Source organism: Bradyrhizobium sp., assembly GCF_016213215.1.
In the GTDB taxonomy this organism is placed as follows: domain Bacteria; phylum Pseudomonadota; class Alphaproteobacteria; order Rhizobiales; family Xanthobacteraceae; genus Bradyrhizobium.
In genome coordinates this window covers 17,959-33,310 of sequence record NZ_JACRAW010000136.1, presented here as the reverse complement: position 1 = coordinate 33,310, position 15,352 = coordinate 17,959, and the positions used below count along the sequence as shown (strand labels likewise).

Here is a 15,352-nt window from a genome sequence, read left to right as displayed (position 1 = left end):
GTAGTAGACCTCCTGCGGCCACAGTTCGATGAAGAAGAAGTAGAAGCGGCGATGCGGGAAGTCGACGAGCACGGCCTGGTCGGGCAGGCCGGGCCCGCGATTCCAGCGCACGAACGGCAGGAAGTAGTAGACGCCGAGGGTGATGCACAGAACCGCCCACTTGATGCGGCGAAACCGGCCGTGGACCGACTGCGGATAGACCTTCTTGCGCTTCTCGTAGAGCGGGCCTTCGATGAAGGTGTCGTCGGTCATTGGCAAATGCTCGCAATCGTTTCCAAGTCTCGCCGTGTCCCGCGCTCCGAAGCCGCTGGGCCGACACACGACATGACGAATTAAGAGACGCTACGCGGAGCGGGTTCGAGCGCGCTCTCGACCGAGCGCATCGATCGCAGACGCCGGTGATCGTCGTTGGCGACCGACGGCGTGCCCGCAAAATTCGCTCCTCGCGAAATCTATCTCTGGCAAGAGGAAGCCTAAGAAGCTCCCACCGGCCACCGCAACGGGAGTCTCACCGGCGCTTTCCTGGGAACCTTCCTGGCTGCGATCGGCCACGGCAGCTCTTTCCGGCCGGCGCACTTCGTCTTGACGAGGCTGATGAGGGCGGCTCCGTGCTGCTCCTCGAGCAGATCACGGACGCATTCCCGCGCGAGTTCTTCCAGTGCGGTCTTGGTTTCACAGGGGGGAAGCGCCGCCGCCAACCCAACGCACCATTCGATTCGACGGTGCAACGTCTCGCTTCGGTTTATCGGAATAACCGTGCTGGTCATGCGCAGAGCCCCCACCATTGATATCCGTCCGGTATCAAGATGCGTGCCAGTCGCACTGCGCCGCATTTTCCGGCGCGGGATCAACAACTTGGGAAGGGATGGAGGGTGACAGGTGTCAGCTTGAGTGCCAAAACTGGCAGTCCGTGACATTTCATGGCAGGATTATTGTCCCACCGATCTCAGGAGCGAAGCAGGTGAAGAACAAGGACAGAAGCGGCTCGCCTGCTTCCGGTTCGGCAAAGCCGGACCTGGTGTCGTACCTGGAGGGGCTGCCGGAGCCGCATATCCTGTTCGACGAGCAGTATCGGATCGTTGCGGCGAACTCTGCCTATCGTGCCGAGTTCAGCCCGGCCGCGTCGGTGATCGGACGGAAGTGCTACGAGGTTTCTCACCATTTCAACGTCCCGTGCGATCAGGCCGGTGAGAGTTGCCCTCGCGCCCGCCTGCAGGAAAGCGGCCAGCGCGAGCGCGCCCTGCACCTGCATCACACGCCGAAAGGCGAGGCCTACGTCAACGTCGAACTCACCCCGATCCGGGATGCACGGGGCAAGTTTGCCCTGTTTATCGAAAAGATGGAGTCCCTTCGGGGAGCGCATGGTGAGCCCGCCGCCCAGGGTCTGATCGGCCGGTCCGCCCCTTTCCGGGAGATGCTGGGGATGGTTGCCCGCGTCGGGCCATCGGATGCCAGCGTTTTGCTCCTCGGCGAGTCGGGCACAGGCAAGGAGCTGGTCGCAGGCGCCGTGCATGAGGCGAGCGCACGGGCTTCGCGCCCCTTCGTCGTGGTCGATTGCGCCAGCATGACGGAGACCCTGTTCGAGAGTGAACTGTTCGGCCACGAGAAGGGCGCGTTCACCGGCGCGCATGTAGCCAAGCCCGGCCTGGTTGAAGCCGCAAGTGGCGGAACCCTGTTCCTCGACGAGGTTGGCGACATTCCTCTTGGGATGCAGGTGAAGCTGCTGCGATTGCTTGAAAGCGGGACCTATCGCCGGGTCGGAAGCACGGAGCTGCGCCAAGCCGATGTCCGGCTCATTTCAGCAACCCACCGTGATCTTCAGAGCATGATCGCCGACGGGCGCTTTCGCGAAGATCTGTATTACCGTCTCAGTACGTTCCCGATCCCGCTGCCGCCGTTACGCGAGCGCCGCGCGGACATACCCCTCATTGCCGCAGCTTTACTGGCCCGCATTGCGCCGGGAAGGAATTTGAGCCTCGCTGCCGGTGCCGTGGCTCGGCTCGAGCATCACGCATTCCCCGGCAATGTCAGGGAGCTGCGCAACGTGCTGGAACGTGCTGTCTTGCTGTGCGACAGCAACGTCATTCCAGTCGCGATCATCGACCGTGCCCTGGCGATCCAGCCTGTTGGCATGGGCGCGCAGCCGGGCGTGGGCAGAGCCAGCTCGCCAGTCCGTCCGGCGAGCGGGTCGCCCTCGCTCAAGGCGGTTGAAGCCGAGGCATTGCGCGCGGCGTTGATGAACCATCAAGGCAGTCGACAGGAACTTGCAAGCTCGCTCGGGATCAGCCTGCGAACGCTTTATCGCAAGCTGCGTGAGCTGGAGTCCGATTCTTGAGACGGCAAGACGTAAGTAATCGGTACGGCCGCAAGCATGCCGATCAGGGATCTGTCGAACAAAACCTGCAGAACGTCCGCCTTGTCGCTGAGCCTGGCCAGGTGGTTGAACGCGAATGTCGGTTTGCCTCGTCCGTCGGACGATAAGGGCAGGATGAGACATTCCCAATACGTGTGCTCGTGCGAAAGCGAAGAGATATAGCGGACGTAAATCGGCTTTCCGGTGTCGAGGCTCTCGTCATAGAGCTCGCGCAAGCTGTTGACGGATCGATCCCGGAGCCTGTCAGCGAAGTGCAACGCGATTCGTAGCCTTGCGAGCGTGAGATCTTGTCACTCAGCCATCACCTCGGCGTTCATGGTGACTTGGCGCACGAGCCGGCAAGTCTCTGCTGGATCAGTCTAGGCATGAAGAAATTGAAAAACCTGCCGGAATCGGAGCTGAGACAGACAAAGCTGTTCGCCGTTCCCGATGTGGGGCGCGTAAAGCCCTGATCGTCGACTTCGATTCTCATTGGCGAAGCCGGGCATAGAGTGGGGTCGATCGCATAGGCCACGGCAACAGCATCGTATAACGTCGGCGTTTGCTGTCGAAAGCCTTCGGCCCATTGCAGGTACAACAGCGAAAGATCGTCGGTAAGGTTCGTGCTCTCGGTAAAGAGCCGCTGCCGCTTGAGCTCATCCAATCTGTGTTGCGTGGCATCGAGCGGCATCACGTAGAGCGGAACGCCGGAACCAAAGACCTGCCTGGCTGCCGACATATCCATGGCGATGTTGTATTCCGCATCGGGACGGCGCTCGGCCGCATAGCCGTCACCGTAACCGCGATGGATGGAGCCAGCCATGATCACGATCCGCTTCAGCTGCTTGAAGGTGGCTGGATCCCGTTCGATCAGTGCGGCCAAATTGGTCAACGGCGCCATGCCGATCAGGGTGATTTCTCCCGGACGGCGGCGGATCTGCTCCAGCACGAAATCGACCGCGGCCGGATACGCTTTGGCCGGCTGCCGGGCTGCCCAACGGGCTTGACTGAATATTGCCTGGCCCGGACCGTGCTTCGCGATACCGACCGCCACGGGGATATCGGCGCGCCCTGTATCGCACAGCAATCGATCAAGCAATCGCGCGCGCAATACCGTATCGCCCCACGCCGTCGTTATGCCGACAATCTTGAGCTCAGAGCTCGATAGTGCCAATCCTATAGCCGAGGCGTCGTCGAAATCGTCGCCGATATCGGTATCTATGATGACCATTTCCTGAGCCGGGGCGGAGGCGGCCATGGCCTGCCTGCCCATCGGGGCACTTTCGCCGCCGTAAATCATCGCCGCTATCGCAGCGCAGCAGAAAGTTGGCCAGAACGATACAAGTCGCGCGAAAAGGCGCATTGCATGCTCCTGAACGTTACTGCTGCTGCGCACGGCCGTTGCCGCGCGTGATTTCGTCGGATGAACCTAGCAGGCGCTCTCGACCTCTTGGCAACAGCGGAACAATGCATCCATCAAAGCTGCGAGCGGTGGACCGCCATTGCTCGCCGTTGGGAACAAAAACGGAGACGATACGACCATCGGCCCCGTCTCGCCACATTCCACCGCGATGATAACGCCAAGCAAGCGCAAAGTCGCTGCACTTAGGGCGGGAGGCGGTTGGACGCGATGCCTGCAAATGCCCTGCACACGCGGACGGGATGTCGGAGGCCGATTGTGCAATGCGTCAATCGGGGCACCCGCAACGCCGCACCCGGCAGTCAGCTGTTGAGGGAAATGGCGGAGGAGGTTCGCACCCGCTGCCATCCGGGAAACAGCCGGCCGGCCTTTCGGCATGAGCTCGACGAAACACCCTGTGCCACTGCGTTGCCCCCTGATGAAAACAGGATCGGGACTTTCCGGCGCGGCACAAACAGTATTCGACCGACAAGTGATGAGGTGCAGCGCGCCTGAAACGAAATAACCAGCGCAAAAAGGGAGGAAGTGCCTATGAAGAAACGATTGGGCTATTTTTCTTTGCCTGTTGCCGTTGTCCTGGGTGCGACGCTTGCGGCGTCGACAGGCTTTGCTCAAGTCATCGATACCGCGCGTATCGACGCGGGCGGTCAGAACGACTGGTTGACCTATCACGGCTCCTACAAGTCCTGGCACTACAGTCCACTTTCCCAGATCAACACCGGCAATGTCAGCAACCTGGCCGTTGCCTGGATCCATATTCCGGGACGATCCACCCGCGGCCTGCAGTCAATGCCGCTGGTGGCCGATGGCGTGCTCTACTACACCGGCTCCTATAGCCGGGTGTTTGCGCTGAACGGCGCGACCGGCGAAGTGATCTGGTCCCATTTCCCGGAACTGGACGAAGCGTTGATCTCGCGGCAGACGCACTCTCCCTACAATCGCGGCGCCGCGCTTGGCGAAGGCAAGGTCTACGTCGGCACGATGGACGGCCGGCTCATCGCGCTGGACATGAAGACCGGGAAGGTCGCCTGGGACACCAAGCTGATCGATTCCCAGAAGCTGACGGTCGGTTTCACCGGTGCGCCCCTTTATGCCAAGGGCATGGTGATCATCGGCGCGCAGGGCGGCGAGTGGCCGGGCCGCGGCCCGATCTTCGCAGTCGAGGCCGCCACAGGGAAAAAGAAATGGGAGTTCCTGACGGTTGCCGGCACCGAGGAAGCCATGAAGACCTGGGGCAGCGACTCCTGGCGCACCGGCGGCGGCGGCGGCTGGATGCCGGGCACCTTCGATACCGAGACCAACACGATTCTGTGGGGCACCGCCAACCCGGCGCCGCTCTACGATTGGTCGGGCCCCGACTACAAGACGCAGGGCGCCCGCCCCGGCGACAATCTCTATACGACGTCGGTGATCGGTCTCGATATCGATACCGGCAAGCTGAAATACTATCATCAGGAGCTGCCGCACGACGCCTGGGACTTCGACAGCGCGGTCGGCGAGTTCGTGATGCTTGATCGCGACGGCCAGAAGCTCGTGGTGCACCCCAACAAGAGCGGCTACATTTTCGTCTATGACCGCAATTTGAAGGTCAAGAACGTCTGGCGCATCACGCACAACAGCAACTTCGTCAAGGATATCGATCCCAAGACGGGGGAACTGATCGGGCGACGTGACTTCCCCGCAGGCAAGGTCACCGAACCCTTGTGCCCGCACATTTCCGGCGGCGTCAGCTTCAACTCGGGCTCGTACAATCCGAAGACGGGCCTCTACTACAAGCTCGGCCAGGAATGGTGCATGACGCTCGAGGTCCTGAAGACCACGCCGGTGATCGCGCCACAGGCCCAACTCAACATCGGTGCCAATTTCAAGATCGCGCCTCCTCCGGGCGGCGAGATCTATGGTCATCTCGACGCGCGCGACCCGGTGACCGGGGCGTTGAAGTGGGAGGTTCGCTATCCCGAGCCGCCGCTCGGGAGCGTGCTCTCGACCGGCGGAAATCTGGTCTTCGTACCTGACTCGCGCGGCATCCTTCATGCCTACGATGCCGAGTCGGGGGCCGAGCTGTGGAGTCATTCCGACGGCACCGGCCACCAGGGCGGCATCATCACCTACTCGGTCAACGGCAAGCAATATGTCGCCGTGACCGCGGGCTTCGGTGGCATGGCGTCGGACGATTACGCGCCGACCTTCGGCGGCGTCTACAAGCACATGCCGCGCGATGACGGCGCGCTCATCGTCTACACCCTGAAGTAGGCTTCCTCGGACGGTCTGGCGGGGAGCGGGCACAAGCCCGCTCCTCGTGCGTTGAGACAAGTGATGGGGCTGAACGAAAAGAAGACGGAGCTCTGCCTTTGAAATTGAACTTTGGTATGGCACTGCCGGCGGTGTTTGCCGTCTCGCTGGCCTATGCCATGCCCGCATCCGCGCAGCAGGCTTCCCCTGCGCCGGACAGCGCGCATCTCGATGTCGACCAATTGTTCGCAACGACCTGCGGCTGGTGCCATTCCGATGGGGGCCGCGAGGCCGGCAAGGGACCGCAGCTCATGAACACGGCCCGCGATGACGATTTTATGCGCAACCGTATCAAGAACGGCAAGCCTGGCGCGATGCCCGGATTCGGTTCGACCTTCAGCGACGCGCAGATCGAGGAAATCATCAAGTACATCCGCGAATTGAAACCGCACCAGGGATGAGCGGGCTCCGGATCATCCCCACAGGGACATGGAATGAAGATAATCCTCCCGCTCATGATCGTCGCCGTCACCGGGCTGATGGGACCGGCGCAGGCGCGATCGCTCGATGCAATCCGCTCGACCGGCGTGCTCGGGCTATGTGCCCACCCCAACTCGCTTCCATTCGCGAGCAAGGCTGGCGACCCTTCCGGGTTCCAGGTCGAACTGGGACAGGCGCTGGCGCGTGAGCTCGGCGTCTCGCTGAGGCTCGACTGGATTATCACCCAGTACCAGATGCGTAGCGCCGGGTGCGATATTGTTCTGGACGTCATCGCCGATCGCGAAGCGCAAAGCGAGACCAATTTGAGGATTTCAAAACCCTATTATCGCACGGGCGTTGCGCTGGCAGTGCCGTCCGGCAGCAATCTCACGTCGTTCAAGAGCCTCGGCGCGCAAACCAAGGTCGGTGTCCAGGTCGGATCCGTTGCCGCCATGATCATCAGTCGGCGGCACGTGCCGACATCGACCTTCGGTTTCGAGGTCGACAGCCTCGACGCCCTGGCCAACCGCGAGATCGACGCGGCGGCGGTCACGCCGACGGTGGCGAGCTATTTCAATCTGACGCATCCGGACAAGGCGGTCCGCATTCTGGATCTCGACGAGAGCGAGGCGGACCTCAACTGGAATGTCGCCGTTGGCATGGTTCGCCCGGACGACAGCCTGCGCGATGCGATCGATGGGGCCCTGGAGCGGCTGCGGGCCGACGGCACGATCGATCGGATATACCGGCGTTATGGAGTGGTGCTGCAATCACCGAGGTAGCGGCGCGCAACGCCCTGGCTGCTTGAGGTCCGCCCTATGGACGACGGGCCTTCTCGATGAAATCAGAACTGCCTGCAGGTTGCGGAGGACGGTTCCAGGGTCTAGCGAGGGCGAACTCGTCATGGCACTGAGCAGACGCGACTTTTTTCTAAGTATTGCCGTTGGTGCTGCGATGGAAACCACTGCGGCATACGGTCGAGATTTGCGGAAAATCGGACTGCAGCTCTACACGGTTCGCGACCTGCTCAAGTCCGACTTTGAAGGTACCTTGAGGAACGTGGCCCTTCTCGGCTATCGAGAAGTGGAGTTTGTCGGTGTCCTGGGCCCCAATGTCAGGCGAACCCGTAAACTGCTCCGGAGCCTGGGTCTCACCGCACCGTCATTGCACTTCGACTATACCAGCCTGCTGAAGAATGCCGGGGCATCGTTCGACACGGCTGCCGTGCTTGGTGCCCGATTTGTTGTTTGCCCCTGGTTGGACCAGCCGGAGCGACAAACAGTGGACGACTGGAAGCGGATTTGTGAGAACCTGAACGTTATCGGTGAACTGGCGACGCGTTCGGGGCTTACGCTTGCCTACCATAACCACGATTTCGAGTTCGTGAACCTGGCCGATGGCGTCCAGCCGTTTGATCTGCTGTTCAGCCGCACAGATGAACGCTTTGTCAAGTTCGAGCTCGATGTGTACTGGGCAACAAAGGGCAAGGTCGATCCCTCCACTTTTCTAAAGGCGCATCCGTCGAGGTTTCGCCTGGTTCATCTCAAGGATATGGCAAAGGACGGATCTTTCACTGAACTGGGTAACGGCACGATCGATTTCGGCAGAATAGTCGACGCGTCGTTCCAAAGCGGCGTACGACACTTCTTTGTCGAGCAGGATCACTCGCCCGATCCAATGAGAAGCATAAGGGCGAGCATCGCCTACCTTCGAACCAGCAGGTGAAGCCTCGCTCACAATGTGATTGGCGGGGCCGAGGATGAAGCTCGTGCAATAGGGTGCGAAGGTCCAGGCGCAAAGAAAAGCCCCGTTGCCCGAAGGAAACGGGGCAAAGTCGTCAGACCATGGCGTAGCGCAGCCCGAGCGTCGTGGTGATCGGCGCCTAGCAATCTGGCATTCCCGCCGGGCGTGCCGAAGCGGCGGCATGGGAGCTGGTGCCAGATGAACCGGGCGTAGTAGCGGTGGTGGAGCTCGAGCCGGGCGATGTGGTTGCCGTTGTTGACCCGACGGTGCGGTTCGTCTCTCCAGACGGTCCAGTGGCCGTGGTGCCACTTCTTTCGCGAACCAGATTATTACTCACGTCCCAGCACTGGTTGGTCGATACGCCGGTCGGACTTGAACCCGTTCCGGTTCCTTGTGCGTTTGCGAAGCCGGCAACAGCCAGCGATGCGGCAGCACACGCCGCTGCGAGATAAACCTTCTTCATGGAGTTTTCCTCGTGTTTTTGAAATGCCGGCACGACCGCCGACGACTATCAATTCTGATATTCTATGGACGTTCCTCCAACTCAGTGTGCCTCGACGGGCAAATCACACCATCAGTAGGTCCAGCCCGTGCGGCAGAAAAATTTCCCGTTTTCCGAAGTAAAAATCAGCGTAGGGTTGCGCCATCCCGCGCGGTAAGAGGGCGTACGTCACGAAACGCGGGTTGGGTTGTGGTGGACGCTGCGCCGTTGCGCGCGGCTGCTCAAACGAATGTGGCGGGAGAAGGGACGATGGGGATGGACCGCTTGGATCGAAAGGCTGTCGATTGCATTGCGCGGCACCTTGATGAATCACTGCCGAATGGTCCATAAGCGCGTCCCCGCGGTCGGTGGTTCGGTTGCTTTCGGTAGAGGAAATTCGGCGTGGCAAGCATCAATGAAAGAATTGCCCAGGAGCTGGGCGTACGCGAGGAGCAGGTCGAGGCGGCGGTGACGCTGCTTGATGGCGGTGCCACGGTCCCGTTCATCGCCCGCTACCGCAAGGAGCTGACTGGCGCCCTCGACGACGCGCAATTGCGCACGCTGGAAGAGCGCCTGACCTATTTGCGCGAGCTCGAGGAACGTCGCAAGGCGATTCTCGAGTCCATTCGCGAGCAGGGCAAGCTGGATCCCGCGCTGGAAGCGACCATCCTTGCGGCCGACAGCAAGGCGCGTCTCGAAGACATCTATCTGCCCTACAAGCCGAAGCGTCGCACCAAGGCCGAGATCGCCAGGGAGGCGGGCCTTGAGCCGCTCGCCGACCTGCTGCTGACGCAGCCCGCGAGCGATCCCAGGAAGGCGGCAAAACCGTTTGTCGACGCCGAGAAGGGCGTGGCGGATGTCGCCGCGGCGCTTGACGGCGCGCGCGCCATTCTGGTCGAGCGCTTCGACGAAGATGCCGACCTGATCGGCGAGTTGCGCGAAGAGATGTGGACCAACGGGCGCATGGTCTCCACCGTGCGCAAGGGCAAGAAGACCGAAGGCGAGAAGTTCAAGGACTATTTCGATTTCTCCCAGCCGCTGCCGAAATTGCCGTCGCACCGCATCCTGGCGATGTTCCGCGGGGAGAAGGAGGAGATCCTCGATCTGCAGATCGAGCCGGAGCGCGATGCGCCGCCGGCCGGCGTGCCGGGCGCCTACGAATTGAAGATCATGAAGCGCTTTGCCGTCTCCGACCAGGGCCGCCCCGCCGACCGCTGGCTGATCGAGACCGTGCGCTGGGCCTGGCGCACCAAGATCCAGGTGCACCTCAACATCGATCTGCGCATGCGGCTGTGGAATGCGGCCGAGACGGAAGCCGTGCGGGTTTTTGCCTCGAACTTGCGCGATTTGTTGCTGGCTGCGCCCGCCGGCGCCCGCGTCACCATGGGGCTCGATCCCGGCTATCGTACCGGCGTCAAGGTCGCCGTGGTGGATGCGACCGGCAAGGTGCTGGCCACGACCGCTGTTTATCCGCACGAGCCGCAGCGGCAGTGGGATGAGGCGCTGGCGATCCTCGGCAAGCATGCGATCGCGCACCACGTCGATCTCATCGCCATCGGCAACGGCACGGCCTCGCGCGAGACCGACAGGCTGGCGACCGAGCTGGTCAAGCGGCTCCCCGAGCTGAAGATGACCAAGATCGTCGTCTCCGAAGCCGGAGCTTCGGTCTATTCGGCGTCGGCCTTTGCCTCGGAGGAGCTGCCGGAGCTCGACGTTACCTTGCGCGGGGCGGTGTCGATCGCACGCCGCCTGCAGGATCCGCTCGCCGAGCTCGTCAAGATCGATCCCAAGGCGATCGGCGTCGGGCAATATCAGCACGATCTCCGCGAAGCCACGCTCGCCCGGTCGCTCGATGCCGTGGTCGAGGACTGCGTCAACGCTGTCGGCGTCGACGTCAATACGGCGTCCGAGCCGCTACTTTCGAAGGTTTCGGGAATCGGGGCGGGGCTTGCGCAAAGTATCGTGCAGCATCGTCACGCCAACGGTCCGTTCAAGTCGCGAAAGGCGCTGAAGGACGTGCCTCGGCTCGGGCCGAAGGCTTTCGAGCAATGCGCGGGCTTTTTGCGCATCAACGGCGGCGAGGATCCGCTCGATTCCTCGGGCGTGCATCCCGAAGCCTATCCCGTGGTGCGGCGGATTCTCGCGGCGACCAGGAGCGACATCAAGGGGCTGATCGGAAACGGCGAAGTCGTGCGCCAGCTCAGGCCGCAGGCCTTCGTCGACGACACTTTCGGCCTGCCCACGATCACCGACATCCTGCGCGAACTGGAAAAGCCGGGGCGCGACCCGCGTCCCGCCTTCAAGGCCGCCGTGTTCAAGGATGGCGTTGAGGAGATCAAGCACCTCAAGCGCGGCATGATCCTGGAGGGCACGGTCACCAACGTCGCCGCGTTCGGCGCCTTCGTCGACATCGGCGTGCACCAGGACGGACTCGTACACCTTTCGGCGATGTCGAAGAACTTCATCAAGGATCCGCGCGAGGTGGTGAAGCCAGGCGACATCATCAAGGCGAAGGTCCTGGACGTCGAGGTTGCCCGCAAGCGCATCTCCCTGACCATGCGGCTGGACGATGAGGTTGCCGGCAAGAAGGAGGCGAAGGGCTCGCGCGAGGCCGTCCGCGGTCCAACGACCTCGTCTTCAAAGTCGAAGCAGGACTCATCCGGCGGCGCGCTCGCCGAGGCCCTGCGTCGGGCCGCGGAAAAGAGCGGACGCGGCAAGCAGGCTTGAGCGCAGGCGATCTGCACTTCCTACAGGTTGATCACGCCGCGGCGCGCGGCGTGCGCCACCGCGTCAGTGCGGCCGGTCGCATCAAGCTTGTCGAGCAGCGAGCCGACATGAAATTTCACGGTATGAACGGAGATGCCGAGCTGCCGCGCGATGGCCTTGTTCGAGGCGCCTTCGGCGAGCAGCGCCAGGACGTCGAGCTCCCGCGGAGTCAGATCGGTGCCGCCGGCGTGAACAGCCTCGTGCCGATCGCGGGAGACGAGGATAAGGCTCGCCGCTTCTCCCGGTGTCGCAAGGCGCAGCCCGGCGATGCCGTCGAGCAGCGTAGCCAATCGGTCGGCAAGCGCGGGGTCGTCGATCTCCAATGAAATCACGATCTCCGGCGTAGTTTGCTCGCTCACGTCTCCGGCCTCTCGCCGATCGTCACCTTCAGCCGCAGCGGCTCGCCCGCGCGCTGGATCGAAAGGTCCAGTACCGAGCCGACGCTCTCCGGGCCCAGCGCACGGGACAGCGAACGGACCCCGGAGAGTTTTTCATCGTTGAGAGCGACGACCACGTCGCCTTGCCGGACGCCGGCGATGGCCGCCGGTCCGGCCTTGTCGACGTTCATCACCATCGCGCCGACGCCGTCATCGACCTTGACCGGCTGCAGTCCCAGGCCGAGATAACCCCGCCCGATGCGACCGTGAGTTTCCAGCCTGGTGGCGACGCGTTCGATGGTCGCTGCGGGAATGACCAGTATGCGCCGAGGACCGAGGACGGCCATGCCGAAAGCTTCCCCCGAGGCATCGAGCGCAAGCCCGCCCTGTTGGCTGGGTCGCAACCGTATGTCGAGCTCGATCCTGGCATCGATCTCGCCGCCACGGAGGCTGCGCCAGCGCTCGCCCGACAGCGAGACGATGCCGAGCGCGGCGGTCGATGCGCCGCGCTCCGCCGCGACAACGGCGGCCAGCGCCCCGAGCGTCGGGATCGCGGCCGACAATCTGACGGGCGCGATGTTCGCGGTGTCCACCCGCAACAGCGCAATGTCGGTCGTATGATCGCGTCCGGCGACGCTGGCCGGCCGCTCGCTGCCGTCCGGCAGTTTGATCGAGATCTCGCCTTCATCGGCCAGGGCCTCTTCAGCCGTCACCACGAGACCGGGTTTCCAGAGAAAGCCGGTGGCGCGCAGGCGATGCGAATGCACCGACACGACAGCGGGCGCAATGCGCGCCACCATACCGGCGAGGGCGGATGAAAACGATGAGAGCAGGCCGGGCTCGGTCATGGGAAGCTCCTGTTTGCTTCCCTCAATCTGGGACTTCGCGGCCGTTTCGAAAACTGCCCGGATGGGCAGGTGGCGGGACGGTTCGATGCCGCCCCCTAGTGGTTCAGAAGTCCGCTTCACTCCCGCCGCGAGTTCGTAATGCGGACTTCTGAACCAAAGCCACACTAGATCAACCAGTTGCTAGTCCTTCGATTCCGAAGTTCGCAAACACACTAGGGGTGTTTGCGGCTGGCTGGTTCCAGGAGTCCTTCGATCATCAGGAGTTCGCGCAGGGCGCCGATGGCTTCGAACGCGTCCTCTTCCGTTTGGGCGTCCTTGAGCCGCCTCTCGATCTCTCGCCAGGGCGCGGCTCGCCGCGCCCTGCGCGCGTCGTCGACGAAGCTGAGGGCATCTTGGAGACTGTCCAGGCGCCGCGGCCGCGGGCTGTCCTTGACCCGGATGGCGGGCACGATGGGAACGTCGAGGCTCAAGCGCTGCTCCATCAATGCACACTTCGAATGGCGGTTACGCAGGCCTGCTCGCAGTTCCGGCACTCCAGGGCGCAGATCCTGCAATGCTCGTGAGCGTGCGCATGCTTCTCGCACTCCTCTGCGCAAATACGGCAGGCGAGCGCGCACAGCTCGATCGCGGTACGAAGGACCTCCTGGTCCGAGCCGGCCCGCCGCGAGGCGAGCGATCCGGTGGCCGTGCAGATATCGGCGCAATCAAGGTCGAGGCGAATGCACTGCCGCAGTTCCGCCACCTGTTGTTCGGCGACGCAGGCATCTGCACAGGCGGTACAGGACTGGGCGCAGGCGTAGCAGGCCTCGATGCAGGCGATCAGCGGCTCGCTGATGCCGCCTTCGACGTTCGGGTGCGAGGAAATCATTTCGCGAGCGTGCATGGCGTCCTCCTTGAGCAGGGGTGCGGGCAGAACTCGCGGGGCCGGCAGAAGGTTGCCCGACGGGCGCGGTATTTCGACAGGACGCGACTGGTCGAATTCGGTTCCCGGCTTGGCGGGCAACTCGCCAAGCGGAGCGGCGAGACAGTGTGTCGCCGCTCGCAGGCGTTGTTCAACCCGGCGGCCCTGTCGTGCTAGGCGGCCCGCAGCGCCCGCTTTAGGGTGACGGACGGCAGCTCGCCGAACAGAAGCGTGTAGTCGCGTGCAAAGCGGCCGATGTTCTGAAAGCCGCACCGGAACGCCACGCTGGTGACGCTGGTCGTGTCGGTCGGGTGGCTCAGCAGATCGGCGGCGCGTTCAAGCCGGATGCGCTTGGCGAACTCCGCCGGCGAGCCGCGGCCAGCTCGGGCAAATTCGCGAAACAGCGTCCGGACGCTGACATGGGCAATCGCCGCCAGCTGTTCGACGTCGAGCGGCTTGTCCCAGTTCGCCTCGATGAAGGCCGTGACCTTGTCGACCGCGGACCGGTTGGCGCTCAGCGGCTCGCGCCACAGCAGATCGGAGAAGTTATGCTGATGCGCGAACAGGAACCGCATCACGATCGTCCGCTCCAGTTCGGCCATCGCCAGCGGCGAATACATCGTGCCGAACGCCTCCATTTCGGTCGCGAACTCGAAGATCTTCCGCCTGAATATTGATTGAGCGGCGACGTCCTCCTTCTCCGGGAAGAAGATCAACTCACGATCCGAACCATTGCCGACCAGCGCATCGATCGTGCGCCGCAGAGCGTCCGCGTTCACGCGAAGCACCAGCTGCCGGTAATCTTCGCCGAAATCCAGGCGCAGCGGTGCGGTACCCGATATGGCCGGGGTCCACGGGCCGATCGCCGCGGCATCGGAGTTGCCCCAGGTGAAGCGCGCTGCTCCGTCGATCGAAAAGCACTGCCGGAAGAACGAGGCCTCGGGAAAAGTCACCGAAGTGGGGGAATGATACTCGCAATAGGAGAGCGCAATGTTCGACAGCTGGAGATGGTTCGCCCGCAGGCCGAACCTGCCTTCACCCTTGTCGAAGCCGATGGCGCCGTATACCGAAAACAACCGGTCCTGCGCCAACTCGGCGTCGCGTGAATCGAGAACCGGATATCTGCTGAGAAAAGTTCCCTTGAAGTTCGGCATGAGTGATTCGTGTTACCCCGATGGTAGGAGAAGGCGGCCGGAAAGCCACAAACTGACGGTTGCGCGGCATCCTGCCGCGTCGCGTACGTATCGTGCCACGCCTGTCCCGATGCTGCCGCGCCGAGCCATCTCATGATGACCAACATGGCATCGGCGGGACAAGGCTTGCGAGAACCCCTGCTCTGGTAAGGCGTGGCCAATTCATATTGGCGGGCTGGTGATGGCTGTTATTGATTTTCCGCAAGGAGCGGCGCGATTTTCCCGTTCCGAGCAGCAACGTTCGCCGGCTGGAGAGGCGGCTGCCCGGCCGCAGAGCGAATTGGTGAGGGCGCTGCAAACGAGCATTCAAAACCACTTCATGCAGCTCATCATCGGGCTTGAGACCGGCATCAACACCCTTCGGCAGGTCGCTTCCGCATTTGATCATGCCGGCTTCGATGCGGCGAGATTCGACGAGGCCGCCACCGAGGCCGAGCAACTGTTCAGGAGTGCCAAGGCCAAAGCGGAGCGCTTCTAGTTGTCTCTGGCAGTGCCGGTCCGGGATGGCAGGACCCGGACCAACGGCCGATTAAGCTGAATCAACTACATACAATCAGG

At 62.6% G+C, this 15,352-nt stretch carries 13 protein-coding genes and 1 pseudogene; 7 read left to right on the top strand and 7 right to left on the bottom strand.

The window, feature by feature from the left end:
• A pseudogene (locus HY852_RS22660) lies at nucleotides 1-252 on the bottom strand (cytochrome c oxidase accessory protein CcoG); the annotation flags it as partial.
• 709 nt (nucleotides 253-961) lie between these two features.
• On the opposite strand from HY852_RS22660, the gene HY852_RS22655 reads away from it, so the two are divergent.
• Complete coding sequence (locus HY852_RS22655; RefSeq protein WP_291607127.1) at nucleotides 962-2,335, top strand: sigma-54-dependent Fis family transcriptional regulator; 1,374 nt, start codon at nucleotides 962-964, stop codon at nucleotides 2,333-2,335.
• A 352-nt stretch (nucleotides 2,336-2,687) separates the two neighbouring features.
• Here HY852_RS22655 and HY852_RS22650 read toward each other — a convergent pair whose 3' ends face one another.
• Nucleotides 2,688-3,716: a nucleoside hydrolase gene (locus HY852_RS22650; RefSeq protein WP_291607126.1), complete on the bottom strand. Its 1,029-nt coding sequence runs from the start codon at nucleotides 3,714-3,716 to the stop codon at nucleotides 2,688-2,690.
• A 588-nt stretch (nucleotides 3,717-4,304) separates the two neighbouring features.
• Here HY852_RS22650 and HY852_RS22645 point away from each other — a divergent pair.
• From HY852_RS22645 to HY852_RS22625, 5 genes are all read left to right on the top strand, one after another.
• Nucleotides 4,305-6,026: a PQQ-binding-like beta-propeller repeat protein gene (locus HY852_RS22645; RefSeq protein ID WP_291607125.1), complete on the top strand. Its 1,722-nt coding sequence runs from the start codon at nucleotides 4,305-4,307 to the stop codon at nucleotides 6,024-6,026.
• Nucleotides 6,027-6,124: 98 nt separating this feature from the next.
• Nucleotides 6,125-6,466: a cytochrome c gene (locus HY852_RS22640; RefSeq protein WP_291607124.1), complete on the top strand. Its 342-nt coding sequence runs from the start codon at nucleotides 6,125-6,127 to the stop codon at nucleotides 6,464-6,466.
• Nucleotides 6,467-6,499: 33 nt separating this feature from the next.
• Nucleotides 6,500-7,267 (top strand): ABC transporter substrate-binding protein, encoded by a 768-nt coding sequence (locus HY852_RS22635; protein ID WP_291607123.1) that lies wholly within the window; start codon nucleotides 6,500-6,502, stop codon nucleotides 7,265-7,267.
• Between the two features lie 121 nt (nucleotides 7,268-7,388).
• Nucleotides 7,389-8,210, top strand: coding sequence for a sugar phosphate isomerase/epimerase (locus tag HY852_RS22630; protein WP_291607122.1), 822 nt, complete (start codon nucleotides 7,389-7,391; stop codon nucleotides 8,208-8,210).
• Between the two features lie 901 nt (nucleotides 8,211-9,111).
• Nucleotides 9,112-11,436 carry a Tex family protein gene (locus HY852_RS22625; protein WP_291607121.1) on the top strand — a complete coding sequence of 775 codons (2,325 nt, stop codon included), beginning with the start codon at nucleotides 9,112-9,114 and terminating at the stop codon, nucleotides 11,434-11,436.
• A 20-nt stretch (nucleotides 11,437-11,456) separates the two neighbouring features.
• Here the strand turns inward: HY852_RS22625 and HY852_RS22620 are convergent, their stop codons facing one another.
• From HY852_RS22620 to HY852_RS22600, 5 genes are all read right to left on the bottom strand, one after another.
• Nucleotides 11,457-11,834: a response regulator transcription factor gene (locus HY852_RS22620; RefSeq protein ID WP_291607120.1), complete on the bottom strand. Its 378-nt coding sequence runs from the start codon at nucleotides 11,832-11,834 to the stop codon at nucleotides 11,457-11,459.
• A complete protein-coding gene (locus tag HY852_RS22615; RefSeq protein ID WP_291607119.1) occupies nucleotides 11,831-12,700 on the bottom strand; it encodes a S1C family serine protease in 870 nt (289 codons plus the stop codon). The genes HY852_RS22620 and HY852_RS22615 overlap by 4 nt, the downstream gene beginning before the upstream one ends.
• Before the next feature lie 212 nt (nucleotides 12,701-12,912).
• On the bottom strand, nucleotides 12,913-13,170 hold the full coding sequence (locus tag HY852_RS22610; protein ID WP_291607118.1) for a hypothetical protein: 258 nt from the start codon (nucleotides 13,168-13,170) through the stop codon (nucleotides 12,913-12,915).
• Between the two features lie 11 nt (nucleotides 13,171-13,181).
• Entirely contained in the window at nucleotides 13,182-13,583 is a 402-nt protein-coding gene (locus HY852_RS22605; RefSeq protein WP_291607117.1) for a four-helix bundle copper-binding protein, read from the bottom strand.
• Between the two features lie 191 nt (nucleotides 13,584-13,774).
• Nucleotides 13,775-14,755 carry a helix-turn-helix transcriptional regulator gene (locus HY852_RS22600; RefSeq protein ID WP_291607116.1) on the bottom strand — a complete coding sequence of 327 codons (981 nt, stop codon included), beginning with the start codon at nucleotides 14,753-14,755 and terminating at the stop codon, nucleotides 13,775-13,777.
• 220 nt (nucleotides 14,756-14,975) lie between these two features.
• Between HY852_RS22600 and HY852_RS22595 the strand changes: the two genes are divergently transcribed.
• Entirely contained in the window at nucleotides 14,976-15,272 is a 297-nt protein-coding gene (locus HY852_RS22595) for a hypothetical protein (protein WP_291607115.1), read from the top strand.
• Nucleotides 15,273-15,352 lie beyond the last annotated feature (80 nt).